A 19,974-nucleotide genomic window follows, 5' to 3' on the forward strand; every position below is an offset into this window, starting at 1 on the left:
AACGTAAAAATTCATATCGCCTAATAAGTATGGCGGGGGCGTTATTCCAGCAGGTCGTTGACCGTACGGCGCACATAGTGCGTCATCTGCGCCAGATCGTCCGGCGACACCGGGCCGCCGCCGGCGCGCACCACCTGCTGTTCGATCTGGGTAATCTCCTGCTCGACCTTGTTGGCGATCTGCACTTTGACTATTTTGTCCACCGAAGACAGCAGCACCTTCAAGACCACTTTCAGCGCGATGTTCTCGCAGAACGAGTCGTAGTGATGAACCGGCGGCGGCGGGGCCGGAGCCGGCTCGGGCGCGCGCGGAGCCAGAGCCTTGAAGCTGTCTACATTTTCAATAATAAGATCCATGTCTCTTATTAGTTCATCAAAATCTTTAGACACTGACTTATTCCCTTCGCTGTGCGCAAAAAACAGAACGCCCGTCCTCGGGCTGAAAGCGGATGAGCGACGGGCAGAACGAATTCGGGCCTGGCCTTCAGACGCTGAATGGCCGGGGGAGGGGCATTCTAACCTTGCGGCGTGTCGGCAACAAGATGGGGCCGTGCGAATGCGCGGCCCTTTGAATCACAGGCGCAGGAGGGGACTTAACTTTTCAGCTTGGCGGTGATTTTTGCCACGTGCTCGCCCTGATAGCGGGCAATGGTCAGCTCTTCGTTGCTCGGCTGCCGCGAGCCGTCGGCGCCGGCGATGGTGGTGGCGCCATACGGGGTGCCGCCGCGCACCTGCGAAACGTCAAACAGCTCCGGGGTCGCATAGCCGATCGGCACGATGATGAAACCGTGGTGCGCCAGCGTGGTCCAGGTGGAACTGATGGTGTGTTCCTGGCCGCCGCCGGTGCCGGTGGAGGAGAAGACGCTGCCTACCTTGCCGTACAGCGCGCCGGAAGCCCACAGACCGCCGGTCTGATCGAGGAAGGTGCGCATCTGCCCGGCCATATTGCCGAAGCGGGTCGGCGTGCCGAAGATAATGCCGTCATAGTCCGCCAGCTCTTGCGGGGTGGCGACCGGCGCCTGTTGATGTTGTTTGCCCCCGGCTTTGGCGAAGGCCTCCGGCGTCATGGTTTCCGGCACGCGTTTAATCGTCACGTCCACGCCGTTAACCCGATTCGCGCCTTCGGCCACCGCCTGCGCCAGGCTTTCGATATGGCCGTACATTGAGTAATAAAGCACCAACACTTTCGTCATGTTCCGTACTCCCGCTCAGATGATTAACAAAAACCCTTGATAAGCATAGAAGCGAATGACGAACTTGGTTTTGTTGGATGGCGGATTCAGGGCAAGCGCCGCAGCTTGTGCGCCAGCCGCTGTTCCTGCCAGCGTGCCGGCGCGGGTCGGCGGGCGGTCAGAAGGCGACGTTGCGGATAAAGCGCAGGGGGAGGTTGCCGTGGTTGGCGTAAGCGTAGCGTTGATCGCTGTTGAAGGTTTGTGCGGCGCCGGCGCTGAGCGTCAGCGTGCCTTGTTCCAGCTCCAGCGTCAGGGTACCGGCAATCACGTAGATCATTTCGCTCCAGCCTTCGGCGTCCGGGGCAGAGTCATAGCGCTCGCCCGGCATCAGCGTCCACTCCCACAGCTCGGCCCGTTGCCGCGCCGGCACGCTGGCGGCGAACAGCGCCTGGCTGCCCGGCTGCGCGCCTTGCCAGGCCAACTCGCCCACCAGATGGCTGCCGCGCGCTTCCGGCGCCTGGATAAGATCGGTGAAAGAAATCGCCAGGGCGGCGGCGATCTTGTCGAGCACCGCCAGGCTGACGTTGCGATCGCCGGCCTCGATGCCCGCCAGCATGCGGCGGCTGACGCCGGAAAGCTCGGCCAGCGCCATCTGGCTCAGGCCCGCCCGTTGGCGGTAGCCGCGCAGATTGCTGCTCAGGTATTGCAGCACCTTGGGAGGATCGGTTTTTGCGTTATGCGCCGTATTGCTCATCGCCGGACTTTATCTCATACTGGCAGGATCTGTGCATTATATTGCACTCAGCAGGAAGGGCAAGCCGGTGTCAGCAGCAAAAAAATCCTTTATTTCCGCCGTGGTTCCGCAAATCAGGTTGCCGGAAGCGGTGTTGATTTTCATCACCATGATCTGGGGCGGCACCTTTTTGGCGGTGCATCACGCGATGCAGGTCAGCGGGCCGTTCTTTTTCGTCGGCCTGCGTTTCGCCACCGCCACGCTGGCGCTGACGCTGTTTTCGCTGCGCGTGCTGCGCGGCCTGACCCGGTATGAACTGAAGGCGGGCATGCTGATCGGGCTGGCGATCATGTTCGGTTACAGCATGCAAACCGTCGGCCTACAGACCATCACCAGCAGCCAATCGGCGTTTATCACCGCCATGTACGTGCCGATCGTGCCTCTGTTGCAATGGCTGGTGCTGGGGCGCTTCCCCGGCATCATGTCGTGGATCGGCATTCTGCTGGCCTTCACCGGCCTGATGCTGCTGGCGGCGCCGAGCAGCACCGACATGACGCTGAGCCTCGGTGAAATTCTGACGCTGGCCGGCACCCTGGGCATGGCGGCAGAGATCATTCTGATCGGCGCCTTCGCCGGCAAGGTCAATATTCGCCGAGTGACCATTGTGCAGCTGGCGACCGCCTCGCTGGCCTCCTTTTTGATGATGGCGCCGACCGGCGAGTCGCCGCCGCCGTATTCGGATTACCTGCTGTACAGCGCCATAGGGCTGGGGCTGGCCAGCGCCTTGATTCAGCTGACCATGAACTGGGCGCAGCGCAGCGTTTCGCCGACGCGCGCCACGGTGATTTACGCCGGCGAACCGGTCTGGGCGGGCATCGTCGGGCGGTTGGCCGGCGAGCGTTTACCGGGCGTGGCGTTATTGGGGGGCGCGTTGATTGTAATCGGGGTGGTGGTCAGCGAGCTGCGCGTGCGGCGCAGGGATAAAGCGGCGGTGGCGACGGAAGCGGATTAGCGCAGAGACATAGAAAGCAGGAAGGGGCGGAGATATCCGCCCCTTTTGCATCACGCGGTTTTCTTCTTGCGCAGGAACACGTAAGACAGGCCGAGCACGATGAACCACAGCGGGGTGACGATCAGCGCCTGGCGGGTGTCTTCGCGCAGCGACAGCAGCACCAGCACGAACACGAAGAACGCCATGCACACCCAGCACATCAGCTTGCCGGCCGGCATCTTGTAGATCGATTTCTGGTGCAGCGCCGGGCGCTGTTTACGGTAGACCAGGTACGAGCACAGGATGATGGTCCAGACGAACATGAACAGAATCGCCGATACGGTGGTCACCAGGGTGAAGACCGTCATCACGTTCGGGATCAGGTAAATCAGCACCACGCCGCCCAGCAGGCAGATGCAGGAGAAGGTAAGGCCGTTGGCCGGCACCGCGCGCTTGGACAGGTTGGCGAACGATTTCGGCGCGTCGCCTTCCTGCGCCAGCCCGAACAGCATGCGGCTGGTGGAGAATACGCCGCTGTTGGCGGAAGAGGCGGCTGAGGTCAGCACCACAAAGTTGATCACGCTGGCCGCGGCCGGCAGGCCGATCAGCACGAACAGCTCAACGAACGGGCTCTTGTCCGGCACCACGGAGCTCCACGGCGTCACCGACATGATGACGATCAGGGCGAACACGTAGAACATGATGATGCGGATCGGAATCGAGTTGATGGCGCGCGGCAGCGATTTCTCCGGATCCTTGGTTTCCGCGGCGGTGGTGCCCACCAGCTCAATGCCGACGAAGGCGAATACCGCAATCTGGAAGCCGGCGAAGAAGCCGCTGATGCCTTTCGGGAACATGCCGCCGTCATTCCACAAATGGGTGAATGAGGCCACGGTGCCGGTCGGCGATTGGAACTGCATGGCGATCATCACCAGCCCGGCGACGATCAGCCCGACGATGGCGACGATTTTGATCATCGCAAACCAGAACTCCATTTCACCGAACATTTTCACCGTCGCCAGGTTAAGGCCGAGCAGCAACAGCACGCACAGCAGCGAAGCGATCCACTGCGACAGCTCGGGGAACCAGAACTGGGCGTAGGCGGTGATCGCCACGACGTCGGCGATGCCGGTGACCACCCAGCAGAACCAGTAGGTCCAGCCGGTGAAGAAACCGGCCCACGGGCCGAGCAGGTCCGCGGCGAAATCGCTGAACGATTTGTATTCCAGGTTGGACAGCAGCAGCTCGCCCATGGCGCGCATCACGAAGAACAGCATAAAGCCGATGATCATGTACACGAAGATGATCGAAGGGCCGGCCAGACTGATGGTTTTACCGGAGCCCATAAACAGACCGGTGCCGATGGCGCCGCCGATGGCGATCAGTTGAATATGTCGGTTAGTGAGGTTTCGCCGTAGATGATCTTCTGAAGCGGGCGTCGCGTCAGTCGCTATTTTAGAGTGATCTACCATCTGATGATGTCCTGTTTTACCTGTCATTAGTGAAGTCGCGAGCTCTGAAGTGGCTCTTTTTTATACATTTATCCGGTTGGTCCGGCTTTAGTAAGGTAGTGCAATAACGCCACCTTTGTGCAACATGTTTACAACATTTATACGCGGGATAAAAGTCGATCAATCTTTACACGGAGGAGGCAAATCGGACGTTCAGGGAGCGGAAGATTACTCTTCAAAACGTGGGATTAACAGACCTTATGCGGCTTATCTCGTTGATTAAACAAAGGGTTGTAAAGTTCGCATGAGAAAAAGTAATGGGTGTAAGCGTTCGACAGCGGCGCCGGTGAGGAAGACAGTTTAGCGCGTTGAGTTGTTCGATCAGTCGCTAGAGCCGTTGACTCTTAATCAATGGGGCGCAGGTTCGACCCCTGTACGACCCGCCAACCAAATCAGCGTGTTACGCTCGGACTTTTCTCTGTTTGTTTCCTCATTGCGCCGTTTTAAGCGCGCATTCTGCAAAAAAATTCGCATTTTTCGACTGATGTTCAGAAAGGTGATCTGGCGCAAACTGCGATGTTGCACCGCAGTTTATACGGCAAGAGAGGCTGTGCGCTGGCGCAACGTCGGCGCATGGGCCGAAAATTTGCCCAAGAATCTTTCAGGTCAAGATACGGGGAATACATGCGCAGCCGACATCAAGATCAGCGCCCAGGCGGCAGCCGAGAGCGCGGCGGTGGCATAGACGCGCCCCAGCGGCAGTTTCAGCATGCCGGCCATCAGCGGTACGGTATAGCGCATCACCGCCAGAAAACGCGAGGCGAACAGCAGCGGCAGCCCTCTCTTTTGCAAGGCGCGCTGGGCTTTGCGCAGCGGCGCGTGAAAGCGTGCCGGCAGCCGGCGGCCAAGATCGCGGCGGCATAGCAGCGCGCCGCAGTGGAACGACAAGATCGATCCCAGCGCGGCGCCGAGGGCGATGGCCGCCCAAACGGCGCCGAGGGGCAGCGCGTGCTTGCCCGCAACAATGCCCATCAGCAGCGTGACCGAAGCGGGCGGCAGGATGGAGGAAACGAAGATCACGGATTTACCCAGCGCAAACAGGAAAATCAGCAGCAGCAACATCTCCGGCTCCGGACTGTATTTGGCGATAATGTGCGTCAATTCATCCATTTAACACCTGCGGGCGAGGGGGCTGAGTGCCAGTGTCCCATCCGCAGGTTCAATAAGGGTTAAATAACGCGCCGCTATCCGGCAATCTTTGCGTCTTGCTTGCTCACCTCGGCGCGCCGGTTTCTGAGCGCCCACAACAGCGCGGCGCACAGCAGCGAGAAAGCGGCCAGCACCAGCGGCCCGGCATGCGGGCTGTGAAAACGCTGTTCCGCCTCGGTGCGGATCAGCGGGGCTAAAAAGCTGAACGCGGCGCCGAGCGTAGTGCAAAAGCCGATGCCGGCCGCCAGCGCCGGGCCGGTGAGCACCTGAGCGGGAAACGTCCAGAAAATCGGCTGTACCGCCAGGAAACTGACTGCACAACAGCTCAGGGCGACGATAGCGAGCAAAGGGCCGGCATAGGAAGAGACCACCAACCCCAGCGCCGCCGCGATCATGCAGCCGACGGCGATCGGTAATCTTCTGGCGGTGTTTCTGTCGGCAAAGCGCGGCAGGAAATAGACGCCCAGCGCAGAGAACGCCCAGGGAATGGCGGCCACCAGCGAGGCCTTGAAGCCGAGATGGGTGCCCATCAGCGAGGCGACCTGCGACGGCAGGAAAAACATCAGGCCGTACACGCCGATTTGCAGGGTGCCGTAGATCAACGCCAGATGCCAAACTTTGCCGCTTCTCATCGCCGCTTTGACGCTGCTGGTTTCGGTCTGCTGCTGTTCGGCGGCCAACTGTGCCACCAGCGCCGCACGCTCTTCCTCGGTCAGAAAGCGGGCCTGCTGCGGGCTATCGTCGAGATAGAAAAAGGCGAAGACGCCGAGGGCGACGGCCGGCAGCCCCTCCAGCACGAACATCCAGAACCAGCCGGGTTTGCCCAGCACGCCGTGCATCTCCAGCAAGGCTCCCGACAGCGGCGAGCCGAGCGTCAGGGCCGCCGGCACGCCAAGCACGAAAATGCCGATCACCGAGGCGCGCACCTTATTGGGAAAATAGATCGACGCGAGCAGCAGGATGCCGGGGTAAAAGCCGGCTTCGGCGATCCCCAGCAGAAAGCGCAAGACGATAAACTGCTGTTCGTTGGTCACCAGCCCGGTACAGGCCGACAGCGCCCCCCACAGCGCGGTGGTGGCGCTGAGCCAGCGTTTGGCGCCCCAGCGGTTCATCAGCAGGTTGGCCGGGATGCCGAACAGCGCATAGGCGGCAAAAAATATCCCGGCGCCCAGGGCAAAGGCGGATTGCGACAGCGCGATATCGATGGCCATCGCGTCCTTGGCAAAGCCGACGTTAACCCTGTCGATAAAGGCGACAAAGTACATGGCGAACATCAAGGGCACCAGTCTGCGCCAGGTTTTGCGGATGGCGGCGTTGAGCGCTGGAGCGGCATAGGTGGCGTGATTCACTGGCGATAACCTCTCTTCTGAGAATGACAAACGTCGGTCACAGGACCGTCCTGATGCCGTTGCCCGCAACACGGCGGTAACCACGGATTTTTTCGTGAGCCTTAAAGGTCTAAAGGACTAATGGTCAGGCCTTTAGAGGCGAAAAAAACGCCGCGTATCGAGTCGGCAGGTTGGTGCAGACATCACCACGGTGAATAGTGTGTTGCTTTCTTGTTAATTAAAAGTTCACACAGGGCTATGGCGCGTTCAAGCGCTTTGATCGCGATCTGTGTGCGCTATCACCGAATTGGCAACCCGGTGGTAGACCCGGAGAAAGGCGCTTTCATCTCGTGAGGGGGGGATATAAGGTGAAACGCGGCAAAACAAAATACAGGAGCGCTACATGCTGAAGGTCATCGCTGAAGATTTTATCCACCCGGAACACATTGCAACCGTTATGCCATGGTATCGCGAGCTGGTGGAGAAAACCCGGCAGGAACCTTTGTGCATCAGTTATGAGCTGTGTATCGACCAGCAGGATCCCGGGCATTTTATTTTTATCGAAAGCTGGCCGGATCGCGCCGCCCTGGATGCGCATTGCCAGACCGAGCATTTCACCCGGCTGGTGCCGCAGATCAACCAGCATCAGCGCAAGCCTTGCACCTTCCTGTTTATGCAGGTATTTCCTGAAACAGGTGATAAATAGGCGAAAAAATCCCCGCAGGGGGCGGGGTCAATGGCTTCTCACTACTATCTTGTTGTGATTAAAAAATAGGCTGATAATGATTTTCATTCTCTAAGAATGCTCTTAAATAAATCAGCCTGGTGAATGATTCACCGCCGGCTTTTCGCTGACTGTTTTAATGGCGCGCAACATACGGCGGCGTATCAGCCCGCTGACCAGGCGAATCGCATACCAATAGGGGGTAAACCGCCGCCGGCTGGCGTCGTCGGGGCAGAAGATGCGCGTTTCCGTCACCAGGCGGCAGCGGCCGTCCGGCAGAGGGCTCACGACATAACCCAGCGCCAGTTTGGCGACGCCGGGCTTAACGAAGGCCAGAAAGCCCGCCCCGTCAGCGACCTGCTCCAGACCGTATTCAGCCTGCCAAAAGCGGCCGATCAGGCCATAGACCAACGCGCTGTCATCCTGCTCAAGCAGGCAAAAGTTATGCAGGCCAAACGGCGGCGGGCTGGGTTTATTGCGTGGCATCAGCCGCGCGGGCAATTCGCGCAGCGCTATCATGCTGCGGAAAAAACGGTCGTGCTTGGGATCGTAAGCGGCCACGGCCGCCAGGATCCGCGCCTGTGGCGCGGCGATGGCGATCGCATGCCGCTCCGAGAACTGGTATTGCCCAAGGTATTTATTCAGCAGCGTCATGCTTTGCATTCTCCCGCCATTCGCTTTGCAGCAGAGCGAAACCGAATTCGTCGCCCCACGCGCCTTTGAAAAACACGTTTTGCCGCCAATGGGCCTCGCGCCGAAAACCCAGTTTGCCGAACAGCGTGGCGGCGGCAAGATTACGCGCGTCCACCACCGCAGTAATACGGTGCTTCGCCAGCGGCCCGAACAGCAGGGCGATGACGGCGTTCAGCGCCTCGCGCGCCAGCCCTTGACGCTGGTGGCTGGGCGCGAAGGTCACGCCCAGTTCAGCCTGACGCCCCTCATCGAAGAAATGCACCGCGATATCGCCGAGCAACGCGCCGTCCTCGCGGCGTTCGACCGCCAGTTGAAACCAGCTGTCGTCACGGTTGAATTCGAGCCGCCGTTGCCGTGCGAAAAAGGCCTGCGCATCGGCGGCGCTGTAGTCGCTCCAGCTTTGATAGCGTGCCACGTCCGGGTGGCTGCGGTAGGCGGTAAAGTCGGGCAGATCGTCGGCGGTGAACGGGCGCAGGCGAAGTCTGGGGGTCAGCAGAGGCAAATGGCGCATTGTTTTTCCTTATCAGCGCATTAGGGCTACCGCAGTGTAACCCGGCGCCGAGAGATGGGCTGCGTAAAATGAGCGGAGGCGGAAAAGCGGGAAATGCCGGTTCAGGCGAACCGGCGGGAGAATTATCGGCGGGCGGCAGCCTGGCGCAGGCGCTCGACCGGGCCTTGTTGAAAAGCGAATGAGGGGGCTTCTTGCCGTGCCAGCCCCTGGCGCACGATGGCCTTCACCGTTTGGCTGGCGGCAAGATCTTTTGCGGCGATCTGTTCGGCGATGCGCAGCGCCTCTTCCCGGGCCGCCCCCTCGCTGATACGGGAAATGGCGCCGTGTGACAGCGCCTCCCGTGCGCCGACGGTTCTGCCGGTCAGCAGCCAGTCGAGTGCGACATAGGGGGAAATGCGCGTCGGCAAGCGCGCGCATCCACCTTGTGCGGCGACTAACCCGAGCCCGGTTTCGGGGAAACTGAAGCGCGCGTTCTGGCCGGCGACGATCAGATCGCACGCCAGCGCCAGCTCAAAGCCGCCTCCGTACGCGATGCCGTCAACGGCGGCGATGATCACCTTGGCGATCTGCGCATGGATCAGCCCGCCAAACCCCTCCGGCGTGACGATGGGCAGTTCGCCCTGACGGAAGGCGTCGACATCCATGCCGGCGGAAAATACCGCCGGTTGACCGGCCAGAACGATCGCGCGCACCGAGTCATCGTTATCCGCCTGCCGCAGGTAAGTGCGGATCAGCTCGGCCATCTGCAGGTTGATGGCGTTCTTTTTTTCCGGCCGATTGAGGGTGATGACCGCAACCTGCTCGCCATGGCGCTCATAAAGCACCGGAAGGGCTTTACTCATTGCCGGTCTCTCCCCGGAAAAACAGCAGTGTCAGCAGCAGGGCGATGGCGCCGAGCGGCAGCGAAAACAGCGGCAGGTAATAGGCCGGCAGCGCGTAGAGCGTCAGGCCGCCCAGCATGCCGCCCGCCGCGATGCCGGCGTACAGCACCGAGCTGTTGAGCGACACGGTCAGCGCGCCAAAGCGTTTCGACAGCGACAACAGGTGATGCTGGATCGGCACCAGGTACATCCAGCCGGTGATGCCCCAGACCAGGAAGATGGCCAGCACCCACCAGGGGGAAGTGACATAAAAGGCCAGCAGGAACAGGGACAGCGTCTGGATCGCCACGGAAAACAGCAGCACGAACTTGCTGCCGAGGGCATCGGTTAACGCGCCGGAGGCAAAGTTGCCGATCACCGCGCCAATGCCGAACACCAGCAGCGCGAGGGGCAGGATCGCCTGCGGGCCGAACTGGGTGTTTTTCAGCAATACGCTGACGTAGCTATAGACGATGTGTTCCGAGCAAACGGCGAAAAAGGTGATCAGCAGCGTGGTCAGCACCGCCTTTTGCCGCAGCGGGGCGAGCCGCTCTTTCAGCGAATGCTTGCCCGGCGGCGCGATGGCGCGCAGCGCCAACGACAGGCCCAGCAGCGCAATCGCCCCCAGCAGGGCGATGAACAGGAAGATTTCACGCCAGCCGATCAGTTTGGCGAGAAAGGTACCGAACGGAATGCCGAGCGCAATAGCCAACGTCATGCCGCCATAGACGATGGAAATGGCCAGGCCGCGGCGTTTTTCCGCCACCAGCCCCACCGCGGCGGCGGCGGCCTGCGGCGTGTAACAGGCTGCTCCCAATGCGGCCAGCACTCTGCCGAGCGAGATCTGCAGGTAGCTGGTGGCCCAGGCGCAGGCCAGGTTGCCGGCGATGAACAGCACCAGCGCCAGCTGCAGGATATGCTTGCGGTTGACGTTGCCCAGCAGCCAGGCGGTCAGCGGCGCGAACAGCATATAAGCCAGTGCGAATACCGATATCAACTGCCCCGCTTGCGCGGGGCTGACGGCAAAGGTGTCGGAAATGTCGCTGAGCACGCCGGCGACGATAAAGGCGTCGGTGCCGATGGCGAACGTGCCGGTCGCCATCAGACAGAGCGTGACCAGATGGCCGTTATAATCCGCTAACGTCATCCCGCCCTCCGCAGATCGTTCGCCGCCCAGACCCGCCCCAGCGCGGCCAGGAACGTCTCCACGTCGGCATGGGAGTGCGCCGAGGTCGGCGTCACCCGCAGCCGCTCGCTGCCTGCGGGCACCGTCGGCGCATTGACCGGTTGCACGTAAATATCATGCTCATCGAGCAGCACTTTGCTGATGTGTTTGTTGCGGTGCGGATCGCCGACCCGCAGCGGCAGGATATGGCTGTCGGCCGACACCAGCGGGATGCCGGCGGCGCGCAGGCCGGTTTTCAGGTGATCGACGATCGCCAGCAGGTGCTTGCGCTGGGTGTCATGCTCGAGGTTGTATTTAAAACTGGCCAGCGCGGCGGCCACCACCGGCGCCGGCGACGAGGTGCTGAAGACGAATGCCGGGGCCCAGCTGCGCACCGCCTCCACCACCGAGCGGGGCGCGGCGATATAACCGCCCGCCGCACCGTAAGATTTGCCGAACCCACCCTGAATAATGGTGATTTTATCCAGCAGGCCCAGCTGTTCGGCGTAGCCCAGCCCCCGTTCGCCATAGACGCCGGCGGAGTGGATCTCGTCGAGATAGGTCAGCGCCTGATATTGCTCCGCCAGCGCCACGATCTGCGCCAGCGGGGCGAAGTCACCGTCCATGGAATACAGCGACTCGAAGGCGATCAGCTTTGGCCGCGCCGGATCGGCGGCCTGCAGCAGTTCGGCAAGGTGTGCCACGTCGTTGTGGCGGAAGATCTTTTTCTCCGCTTTGCTGTAGCGGATACCGTAAATCATCGAGGCGTGATTCAGCTCGTCGGAGAACACGATCAGATCGGGAATGGCGTCGCACAGGGTGGACAAGGTGGCGTCGTTGGCGCCGAAACCGGTGGTGAACAGCAGCGCCGACTCTTTGCCGTAGGCGCTGGCCAACAGCGTTTCCAGCTCACTGTGGTAGACCGAGGTGCCGGAAATGCTGCGGGCGCCGCAGGTGCCCAGCCCGACCCGGTTAACCGCTTCGGTGGTGGCTAGCAGCACTTTGGGGTGGTGGCTCATCGCCAGATAGTCGTTCGAGCACCAGACGTTGAGGCGGCGCTCACCGTGGTGCCCGTGGCTGGTGGCCCAGGGTTTGTCCTGCACGCCGCGTTCAAGGTTGAGGAACTCGCGAAAACGCCCCTGTTTTTTGGTTTCCGCCAGCTTTTCTTCAAGAATGTTCAGTACGCTCATCGTATGTTCCTTGTGTTAAACGGCTTTAAGGTTTAATGACAGACCCTGACCGACGCCGACGCACATCGTCACCAATGCGTTGCCGGCCTGCCGATCGCGTAGTTCCAGCGCCGCCGACAGCACCAGGCGCGCGCCGGACATCCCCAGCGGGTGACCGAGCGCGATGGCGCCGCCATTCGGGTTGACCCGCGCGTCGTTGGCGTCGATGCGCCAGTGTTTCAGCGCCGCCAGAACCTGTGAGGCGAAGGCTTCGTTAATCTCGATGATGTCGAAGTCGTTCAAGGTGAACCCGCCGCGCTGCAGCAAGCGCTCGGTGGAGGCGATCGGCCCCAGCCCCATCAGCGCCGGTTCAACGCCGGCGGCCGCGCTGTCGCCGATCTCCGCCAGCGGTTGCCACCCCTGGCGTTTCACGTAGCGCCCGGAAGCCAGCAGCAGCGCGGCGGCGCCGTCGTTGATGCCGGAAGCGTTGCCCGCCGTGACCGAACCGCCGGCGGAGAACGCCGGTTTCAGCGCCTGCAGCTGCTGCAGCGTGCTGAGGCGCGGGAACTCATCCTGCGCGAATGTACGCGTGGTCTTGCGATCCGCCGGCACGTCCACGGGCGTGATTTCCCGCGCCAGCCGGCCGCTGTCGATCGCCCGGCGGGCCTTTTGCTGCGAGGCCAGCGCGAACAGATCCTGCTCCTCGCGCGAGATGTGCTGCCGTTGAGCCACGTTTTCCGCCGTGATGCCGAGCGGATCGCTGCCGTAGCGCTCCGCCAGCCGCGGGTTAACAAAGCGCCATCCCAGCGTGGTGTCATACAGCTTCACCCCCTTGTCGAACGGCGTGTCGCCCTTGCTCAGCACATAGGGCGCGCGGCTCATGCTTTCCACGCCGCCGGCCAGAATCAGTTCGCTAAGGCCGCTGCGGATTTTCGCCGCGGCGTAGATCACCGCATCCAACCCAGAGGCGCAAAGGCGGTTGAGGGTGATGGCCGGCACCGACGGATCCAGCCCGGAAAGCAGCGCCGCCATGCGGGCGACGTTGCGGTTGTCCTCGCCGGCCTGGTTGGCGCAGCCCAGCACCACTTCGTCCAGCTTCGCTTCCGCCGCCGTATGGCGCTGCAGCAGACTGCGAATGATCGTTGCCGCCATGTCGTCGGGGCGGGTATGCGCCAGGCTGCCGCCATAGGCGCCAATCGCCGTGCGCGTGCCGTCGATCAGATAAACGCCGTCATCGTTAATGCTCATCATGGATCCTTAAGGCGTGGTCATCAGCGCCGGTTGCGCGGCGTGCAGAAGGGTGTAATGCGGCGCATAGCGTGCCGCGTGCAGCAGCTGCGCCATGTTGCTCAGCGTCGTCCTGACGTTTTTCTCCCCCAGGCTATCGAGCCAGCCGAAAATGCCGTCGGCGTAGTTAACGCCAGCGACGGCGGCGACATCGATGTCTTCCCGGCTGCAGACGCCGCTTTCCACCATGATCACCGACTCGTTGATCAGGCTGCTGAGGACGCGGGCGACGATCAGCGCCGGGGAGTCCTTGATAAATTCAACCTGCGGGATTGCCGTGTGCAGCAGGCGTAAAAACAGCGCCTTATTGGCCGCAGAGGCGTGGCGGTTGTGCGCTGCCACCAGATACGCCGTGTCGGCGTAATTCAGGGCGACATCGACCACAAAGGCATCCGCCGCCGTCTGCTCCGCCAACTGGCTCGCCGTGCGGCCATCGGTGACGCTGACGGTGAAAGCCTCATTGATCTGGACGGCCGGCCCCAGGCCCGGTAAGGCCGGCCGTTGCTCCACGCGCAGCCGTGGCCACTGAAGCGCGGCCCGCTGTTGCAACAGGGTAAAAAAAGGGTGTTCGCCGTAAACGCGCAGCGTCTCGACGTCTGCATCGGTGGCGGCCGTTACCGGTAAGGCGTTTTCTTCGGCGGCAAAATAGGAGCGGCCGTTCTTTTTCCCCAACAGACCGGCATCGACCAGCGAACGCTGCAGATGGCCGGGGGTATAGCGCGGATCGTATTGCATGTCCTGCCAGATTTGCCGGCTGACCTGATAGTTGATGTCCTGGCCGATAAAATCGGTCAGCTCGAGCGGCCCCATGCGAAAGTGCCCGCCGGCCTTGAGGGCGCGGTCGATCTGCGGCGCGCGCGCCACGTGTTCTTCCAACAGGCGGAACCCTTCCAGGTAGTAGGGGCGGGCCATGCGGTTGACGATAAACCCCGGCGTGGCCTGGCAGACGACATCGCGTTTCCCCAACGCGGCTACCAGCTGACGGCAACGTTCGGTGGTGGCGCGTGCGGTAAAGTAGGCCGGGATGATTTCAATCAGTTTCATCAGCGGCGCGGGATTGAAAAAGTGCAAACCGATAAACCGCTCGCTGTGCGTCACCGCGGTTGCCAGCTTGTTAAGCGACAGTGAGGAGGTATTGGTGGCGATCAGCGTGTCGGGCTTGACCGCCGCGGCGATGGCCGCCAGCACCTCAAGTTTGGTTTGCTCTTGCTCGGCGATGGTTTCTATCACCAGCTCGCTGTCGGCAATGGTCTCAAACGCCGAGGTGAACACCAGATTGGCCAGCACCGCGCCTTTATCCTGCAGCGCGATCTTGCCCTGTTCGACTTTCTTGTTCAGGTCTAGCTCGATATATTCGCGAGCCTGATTGAGGGTATTGCCGTTGCGATTATAAAGCACCGTGCGAATGCCTTTTTGTGCGAAAAGATAAGCGATGCCTCTGCCCATCGTTCCCGCGCCGATAATCGCAGCCGACTGAATTGCTGCATTACTTTCTGCCATAGAAAATCCCCGTCACTGTATGCCATGCGAAATTCGCAAATGCTTATTATCTCTTTGGATTTACGGCGGCACTGGGTGCCTGTCTGGAAAGTAATTGGCGGTGTCCTGGCTGTCTAACGGTAGAAATGACAGGTTTACGTGCCGAGGAAATTATGCTATTCGCGTAGTTTTCCTGTGCGGCGCAATAAAAAGGCTTATTTTAAGGGGAATAGCTGTTTTCGTTATAGCGTTGGTATTTTTTATTATATGAAACGGCTACTGACGCCGGACGGCGATATTCTATAGTGAGTCTGACCTATCGATAAATCGGCATCGCTATCTGGAGAACCTGCGTTATGGATACCCGCACTCAACGGCTCATGGCGGAGGTGATTGGCAGCCTGGCCGATCGCGAACGTTTTCTGACGCAACTGGGGCCCTGCGCTGAGGCGTTGGGGTTTGATTATTTCTCCTACATCGTGTTTTCCTGTTATCCGGCCAGCCGCCCCAAGATGCTGATCGAAGGGAATTTTTCAGCGAACTATCTCGAAGATTATCGGCGGCAGCGGGTGTATTTGCAGGATCCGGTTATTGAGCGCGCTCACCATTCCACGCTGCAGTTTCAGTGGGACGAAAGCTTTTATCACGAGCGGCCGCTGCTTTGGCGGCATATGGCGCAGTTCGGCCTGTGCGCCGGTTGGTCGCAGTCGGTCAAGGATTGCTATGGCCGGCTGGGGATCCTGACGTTTGCCGGCAAAGCGCTACCCGAGCAAACGCCGCAAGCGCGGGCGGCAAATGAAACCTTCTTCCTTTGGCTGGCGCAAACCGCCCATAAAACGCTGCGTGAAGCCTTGATCTCGGTGAACGACGACGCGATAAAAGATGTGCTGACGCTGCGCGAAAAAGACATCCTACGCTGGTGCAGCGAAGGGAAAACGGCGGAAGAGATCGCGCTGTTGATGGGGGTGAGCGAGCGCACGGTCAATTTCCATATCGGCAACTCGATTAAAAAACTTTCTGTCGCTAATAAAACCGCCGCCACCGCCAAAGCGGTTTATTTGCAGCTGATTTAATCTTGAGTAATAAATAATTAAGTCCCTATCCGTTATCGGCGTGATGTTTATATTTTGTTAAATTAAGAACTGTCCTTATTCAGTATTTACCCCCCGATCACAAAAGCGTGATAAAGCGATTCACCGCGGCCGTGCGCGGCAGTACTCTGTAGGCACCCGGTTTACATAGAAAGGACGTGATATGTACAAGACTATTTTAGTGCCGATCGATATTGAAGAGGATCTGTTGACTGAGCATGCGCTGAAGCATGTGGAATATTTGGCGAAGCTGTCCGGCGCTAAAGTGCATTTCTTCCATGCGCTACCGGATGCCTCGGCGTTTGTTACTGCCTATTCGTTCGGTCTCAAGGAGTTTGAGAATCAGGCGGAAGTGAAGGCGGTGGACAAACTGAAGAAAATCATGTCTGAAATCGATCTGCCGTTGGATCGCCTCAATTACACCGTCAGCTTCGGCTCTGCACGCGATCAGGTGTTGGAACTGGCGGAAGAGATCGACGCCGATCTTATCATCATCGGTTCGCGTCGCCCGAGCGTGAAAACCTATCTGCTGGGATCTAACGCCGCCGCTATCGTTCGCCATGCCAATATTTCGGTAATGGTGGTCAGATAATCCGTCTTAAGCCCACCGTTTTCGGGCGCGTTCTGCGGTTGCCGGCCGGCAGCAGAGCGTGCCTTGCGCTTTATTGCCATCTCAGCCTGAGCTGCTACGATTTTAGCTGACGTTTTTATGCCAACCGGGCCACCGGCCTTGCGCATATTCTTCATCTCAGCCAGAAGAGGGGCAGCTATGCCATTAGAAGTCGATGGGATTATCAGAGGCGATCGGGGCAGTGAACCGAGCCGTTGGCAACATGCGTCAACCAAACCGCTTATTACGCTGACCTGGCATCACACCATTCCCTGGAACTGTTTGCGTAATGTCTGGAATGGTCTGGTGGCGGGGCAGCATTGGGACGCGCTGGACGAGTTTATGAACCTGATCGGTGTGCCAAACCGCGCCGAAGTGCTCAAACAGATCAAGAATAAAAACCTGCAGGATCGTGATGGATTACACACTCTGGTGACCTGGCAAGGATGGAATATCGTCGAGGGGCCAGGTAATGAGTATCGCGCGCAGGGGGACGATCCCGGTGAAAACTTCGACGGTTGGTCGGGTAAGGGGATGAGCACTAATCAGCAGGCGACGCTGCAGCAGGTCAACGTGTTGTATCAGGTGATGGCACCGTTGGGAAGCCGGGCGCTGGATGCCGCCAGACAGGCGCCGCCCATTACCGCTGAGGAAGCGGGCGTCTTGCAACGGACGATTAAACAGACCCGCCCAACGTTGCGAGGAAAGGAACCGATCCGGTGGCAAGAAGATATGTGGCATCAGGTGCAGCCGGGTAAAGAGGCGAAACACTTTGCCCGCTGGGACACCAAACCGGTGTGGCGCAAGCGCCTGCACAGCGATCTGGCTCAGGCAGGATAAGCCTTTCCCCGCGCCGGGTTGCCGGCGCGGGGCATTAACCCGGCGCTAATCGCACAGCGCCACGATTTCGTCGTACAACGTCCTGGGGATTTCCACGCCGTATTGCTCGCTCTGGCGCCGCTGCCGATAACGGCGTTCGCCGGGGATGCGTGCGCCTTGCGCCTGCATATCGGCAAACATCGCCTCTGCTCCGGCGAAATATTTCGCCTTATCCGCACCGAGAAAACGCTCGGGATCCAACGCGATGATCAGCTCACCGCCGTAAGGCGACGAACCGGTGCCGTCGTCATAGGCCAGCGATTCCTTGCTGGTCATATCGCCGATCAGCGGCCCGGCCAACAATTCCACCATCGCTGCCAGCGCCGAGCCCTTATGCCCGCCGAAGGTCAGCATTGCCCCCTCCAGCACGCTGGCGGCATCGGTGGACGGATTGCCCGCCTTATCAATGCCCCAGCCTTCAGGCAGCGGGGTGCCGGCGCGGCGATGCAGTTCGATTTCGCCGCGCGCCGCCGCGCTGGTGGCCATGTCGAACAAAAACGGCGGCCGATCCGCACGCGGCCAGCCAAAGGCGATGGGGTTGGTGCCGAACAGCGGTCGCGAACCGCCGGCCGGCGTCACCCACGCGTGGCTGGGTGTGCAGGCCAAGGCCACCAACCCCTGTTCGGTCAGCGGTTCGATGTCGGCCCACAGCGCGGAGAAATGCACGCAGCGGTTGATCGCCAGCGCGGCGATGCCATTGGCGCGCACCTTCTCGATAAAGACCGGCAGAGCGGTGCGGTAGGCCAGCAGGGAAAACGCGCCGCCGGCGTCGGCGCGCAAGATGGCCGGCGCCTGGTCGAACAACCTGGGCATCGCATCGGCAGAGACCTTGCCTGCCCGCAGCGATCGCACGCAGCCCAACAGCCGGTATAGCCCGTGAGAAGCGCAGCCGTCGCGTTCGCCCTGGGTGACATTTTGCGCCACCGCCTCGGCATGCGCCGGATTGAAACCGTTGCTGCGCAGCGTACGCAACGCCAGTTGATAAGCCTGTTCCAGCGACAGCACGTGCATGGATGTCATTTCGATGTCCTCCCCGAGTTCATTCTTCTTCATCGCCGATAAAATTGGCCTGGGGTAAACAGGTATAGGCGCCCCAGTAGTAAATCGCCAGCGCAATCACCGCCATGGTGAGGGTGTCCCACGGGTGGGCAATAGCGCCGATGCCGCCGAAGCTGCTGAGATAGGAAAGCCCGATCACCAGCGCATAGAAGACGATCAGCCACAGCGAGGACCAAATTTGCTGCCGGAGGCTAACGGCATGGGTCGGCACCTGATTCTTGAACAGGATGTAGATGAAGAACATCAGGATCTGCAAGCCGAGCAGCCAGGAGACGGTGTCCCAGCCGGACCAGAAGACGATCAGCGCCGAAATGATAAACGACAGCGGGCCGAGCACGCAGAAACCGCGCACCCGGAACGGACGCGGCATATCGGGCGCATTGCGCCGCAGCCCGGCGGCGGTGACCGGGGCGATGGCGTAGCTCAGCACCAGGGCGGCGGACACCACGCCGATCAGCTTTTCCCACGACGGGAACGGCAGCGTCCAGAATACCGAGAGAGCGAAGGTCAACCACAGCGCCGGGCGGGGGATGCCGGAGTCGCCATCCACCCGGGTGAACAGTTTGAAGAAGGTGCCGGCGCGCGCCCAACCGTAGATCACGCGAGGCGTGGCGTTCATATAGATGTTGCCGGTGCCGCTCGGCGAAACGATCGCGTCGCTGACCACCAGAAACGCCAGCCATCCCATGCCGAGCGTGATGGCGATGTCGCGGAACGGCAGGGAGAACTGTTGGCTGATGCCGGCCCAGCCGCCGCTCAGCATCTCGCTGGGGATACTGCCGAGAAACGCTATCTGCAGCAGCACATAGATGATGGTGGACAGCACCACCGACAGGATCAGCGCGATGGGAATGGTGCGCTGCGGCCGTTGCACCTCGCTGGCGACCGAAATGATCGGCGTCAGGCCGAGGTAGGCAAAGATGATGCCGCCGGCGGAAATGGCGGCCTCAACGCCGGCGGAACCGAAGGGGGCAAAGCCCTGGCTGTGCAGGTTTTCCGGTTTGAAAAAGCTGAACAACACCACGATCACCAGCAGCGGCACCAGAAACTTCAGCACGCTAATCAGGTTATTGGATTTGGCGAAGGTTTTGACGCTGTAATAGTTGAGCGCGAAGAAAAAGCACAGCAGCGCCAACTGCACCAGCCAGCCGACCGGGGTCGGGTCGCCGGAACCCGGCTGGCTGAGGAACGGGAACCAGGCGGCGGCGTACTGCCGGGCGGCGACGACTTCGATGGCGATCAGGCTGGAGAAGGCGATCAGCGTGATAAATCCCAGCAGATAACCCATCAGTTCGCCGTGTGAGAATACCGGATAGCGAATGATGCCGCCGGCGCGCGGCAGGGCGGCGCCCAGCTCGCAGTAGACGATGCCGAGCAGCAGCACCGCCAGGCCGCCGATCAGCCAGGAATAGATGCCGGCCGGGCCGGCGATGGAGGAGACATGGCTGGCGGCGAACAGCCAACCGGAGCCGAAGATGGCGCCCAGACCGATGAACGTCAGATCGGTGAGCGTAAGCTGCTTCTTGAATTTGCCTTGGGTTGTCATGGTATTACCCTTTTGTTA

General features: G+C 60.6%; 20 protein-coding genes and 1 tRNA gene. 6 read left to right on the forward strand and 15 right to left on the reverse strand.

Going from position 1 to position 19,974, the window contains the following annotated elements:
• Positions 1 to 41: 41 nt before the first annotated feature.
• From ACJ8IM_RS08385 to ACJ8IM_RS08395, 3 genes are all read right to left on the reverse strand, one after another.
• Positions 42 to 356, reverse strand: a complete 315-nt coding sequence (locus ACJ8IM_RS08385) for a hypothetical protein (RefSeq protein WP_033637923.1) — start codon at positions 354 to 356, stop codon at positions 42 to 44.
• 236 nt (positions 357 to 592) lie between these two features.
• Entirely contained in the window at positions 593 to 1,192 is a 600-nt protein-coding gene (wrbA, locus tag ACJ8IM_RS08390) for an NAD(P)H:quinone oxidoreductase (RefSeq protein ID WP_033637924.1), read from the reverse strand.
• A gap of 157 nt (positions 1,193 to 1,349) precedes the next feature.
• Positions 1,350 to 1,925: a helix-turn-helix domain-containing protein gene (locus ACJ8IM_RS08395; protein WP_033654204.1), complete on the reverse strand. Its 576-nt coding sequence runs from the start codon at positions 1,923 to 1,925 to the stop codon at positions 1,350 to 1,352.
• A gap of 67 nt (positions 1,926 to 1,992) precedes the next feature.
• On the opposite strand from ACJ8IM_RS08395, the gene ACJ8IM_RS08400 reads away from it, so the two are divergent.
• Positions 1,993 to 2,916, forward strand: a complete 924-nt coding sequence (locus tag ACJ8IM_RS08400) for a DMT family transporter (RefSeq protein WP_033654203.1) — start codon at positions 1,993 to 1,995, stop codon at positions 2,914 to 2,916.
• Between the two features lie 50 nt (positions 2,917 to 2,966).
• On the opposite strand, the gene cycA is transcribed toward ACJ8IM_RS08400, so the two are convergent.
• Positions 2,967 to 4,367: a D-serine/D-alanine/glycine transporter gene (cycA, locus tag ACJ8IM_RS08405; RefSeq protein WP_033637927.1), complete on the reverse strand. Its 1,401-nt coding sequence runs from the start codon at positions 4,365 to 4,367 to the stop codon at positions 2,967 to 2,969.
• A gap of 349 nt (positions 4,368 to 4,716) precedes the next feature.
• Here cycA and ACJ8IM_RS08410 point away from each other — a divergent pair.
• A tRNA-Lys gene (locus ACJ8IM_RS08410) sits at positions 4,717 to 4,792 on the forward strand.
• A gap of 220 nt (positions 4,793 to 5,012) precedes the next feature.
• Here the strand turns inward: ACJ8IM_RS08410 and ACJ8IM_RS08415 are convergent.
• Positions 5,013 to 5,516: a DedA family protein gene (locus ACJ8IM_RS08415; protein ID WP_033654202.1), complete on the reverse strand. Its 504-nt coding sequence runs from the start codon at positions 5,514 to 5,516 to the stop codon at positions 5,013 to 5,015.
• A gap of 74 nt (positions 5,517 to 5,590) precedes the next feature.
• A complete protein-coding gene (locus ACJ8IM_RS08420) occupies positions 5,591 to 6,904 on the reverse strand; it encodes an MFS transporter (RefSeq protein ID WP_033654201.1) in 1,314 nt (437 codons plus the stop codon).
• A gap of 382 nt (positions 6,905 to 7,286) precedes the next feature.
• Between ACJ8IM_RS08420 and ACJ8IM_RS08425 the strand changes: the two genes are divergently transcribed.
• A complete protein-coding gene (locus tag ACJ8IM_RS08425; protein WP_033637930.1) occupies positions 7,287 to 7,589 on the forward strand; it encodes a putative quinol monooxygenase in 303 nt (100 codons plus the stop codon).
• Positions 7,590 to 7,700: 111 nt separating this feature from the next.
• Here ACJ8IM_RS08425 and ACJ8IM_RS08430 read toward each other — a convergent pair whose 3' ends face one another.
• From ACJ8IM_RS08430 to ACJ8IM_RS08460, 7 genes are all read right to left on the reverse strand, one after another.
• Positions 7,701 to 8,261, reverse strand: a complete 561-nt coding sequence (locus ACJ8IM_RS08430; RefSeq protein ID WP_033654200.1) for a hypothetical protein — start codon at positions 8,259 to 8,261, stop codon at positions 7,701 to 7,703.
• The gene (locus ACJ8IM_RS08435) at positions 8,245 to 8,811 is read right to left on the reverse strand and encodes a GNAT family N-acetyltransferase (RefSeq protein ID WP_049195811.1); all 567 of its coding nucleotides are present in this window, start codon (positions 8,809 to 8,811) and stop codon (positions 8,245 to 8,247) included. The genes ACJ8IM_RS08430 and ACJ8IM_RS08435 overlap by 17 nt, the downstream gene beginning before the upstream one ends.
• 122 nt (positions 8,812 to 8,933) lie before the next feature.
• Entirely contained in the window at positions 8,934 to 9,653 is a 720-nt protein-coding gene (locus tag ACJ8IM_RS08440; protein WP_033637933.1) for an enoyl-CoA hydratase-related protein, read from the reverse strand.
• A complete protein-coding gene (locus tag ACJ8IM_RS08445; protein WP_033646543.1) occupies positions 9,646 to 10,818 on the reverse strand; it encodes an MFS transporter in 1,173 nt (390 codons plus the stop codon). Before ACJ8IM_RS08445 ends, ACJ8IM_RS08440 begins: the two co-directional genes overlap by 8 nt.
• Positions 10,815 to 12,026 (reverse strand): 5-aminolevulinate synthase, encoded by a 1,212-nt coding sequence (hemA, locus tag ACJ8IM_RS08450; RefSeq protein ID WP_033637936.1) that lies wholly within the window; start codon positions 12,024 to 12,026, stop codon positions 10,815 to 10,817. Before hemA ends, ACJ8IM_RS08445 begins: the two co-directional genes overlap by 4 nt.
• A gap of 15 nt (positions 12,027 to 12,041) precedes the next feature.
• Positions 12,042 to 13,253 (reverse strand): acetyl-CoA C-acyltransferase, encoded by a 1,212-nt coding sequence (locus tag ACJ8IM_RS08455; RefSeq protein WP_033654197.1) that lies wholly within the window; start codon positions 13,251 to 13,253, stop codon positions 12,042 to 12,044.
• Positions 13,254 to 13,262: 9 nt separating this feature from the next.
• Positions 13,263 to 14,792: a 3-hydroxyacyl-CoA dehydrogenase NAD-binding domain-containing protein gene (locus tag ACJ8IM_RS08460; protein WP_033654196.1), complete on the reverse strand. Its 1,530-nt coding sequence runs from the start codon at positions 14,790 to 14,792 to the stop codon at positions 13,263 to 13,265.
• A 335-nt stretch (positions 14,793 to 15,127) separates the two neighbouring features.
• Here ACJ8IM_RS08460 and ACJ8IM_RS08465 point away from each other — a divergent pair, with 335 nt between their 5' ends.
• From ACJ8IM_RS08465 to ACJ8IM_RS08475, 3 genes are all read left to right on the forward strand, one after another.
• Positions 15,128 to 15,844: an autoinducer binding domain-containing protein gene (locus ACJ8IM_RS08465; RefSeq protein ID WP_033646539.1), complete on the forward strand. Its 717-nt coding sequence runs from the start codon at positions 15,128 to 15,130 to the stop codon at positions 15,842 to 15,844.
• A 181-nt stretch (positions 15,845 to 16,025) separates the two neighbouring features.
• A complete protein-coding gene (locus tag ACJ8IM_RS08470) occupies positions 16,026 to 16,454 on the forward strand; it encodes a universal stress protein (protein WP_033637941.1) in 429 nt (142 codons plus the stop codon).
• A gap of 177 nt (positions 16,455 to 16,631) precedes the next feature.
• On the forward strand, positions 16,632 to 17,312 hold the full coding sequence (locus ACJ8IM_RS08475) for a hypothetical protein (RefSeq protein WP_033637942.1): 681 nt from the start codon (positions 16,632 to 16,634) through the stop codon (positions 17,310 to 17,312).
• 45 nt (positions 17,313 to 17,357) lie between these two features.
• Here the strand turns inward: ACJ8IM_RS08475 and ACJ8IM_RS08480 are convergent, their stop codons facing one another.
• Both ACJ8IM_RS08480 and ACJ8IM_RS08485 read right to left on the reverse strand, forming a co-directional pair.
• Entirely contained in the window at positions 17,358 to 18,371 is a 1,014-nt protein-coding gene (locus tag ACJ8IM_RS08480; protein WP_033654194.1) for an Ldh family oxidoreductase, read from the reverse strand.
• 19 nt (positions 18,372 to 18,390) lie between these two features.
• The gene (locus ACJ8IM_RS08485) at positions 18,391 to 19,956 is read right to left on the reverse strand and encodes an APC family permease (protein ID WP_033646537.1); all 1,566 of its coding nucleotides are present in this window, start codon (positions 19,954 to 19,956) and stop codon (positions 18,391 to 18,393) included.
• Positions 19,957 to 19,974 lie beyond the last annotated feature (18 nt).

This window comes from Serratia sp. CY33525 (assembly GCF_052169115.1).
Lineage (GTDB): Bacteria > Pseudomonadota > Gammaproteobacteria > Enterobacterales > Enterobacteriaceae > Serratia > Serratia sarumanii.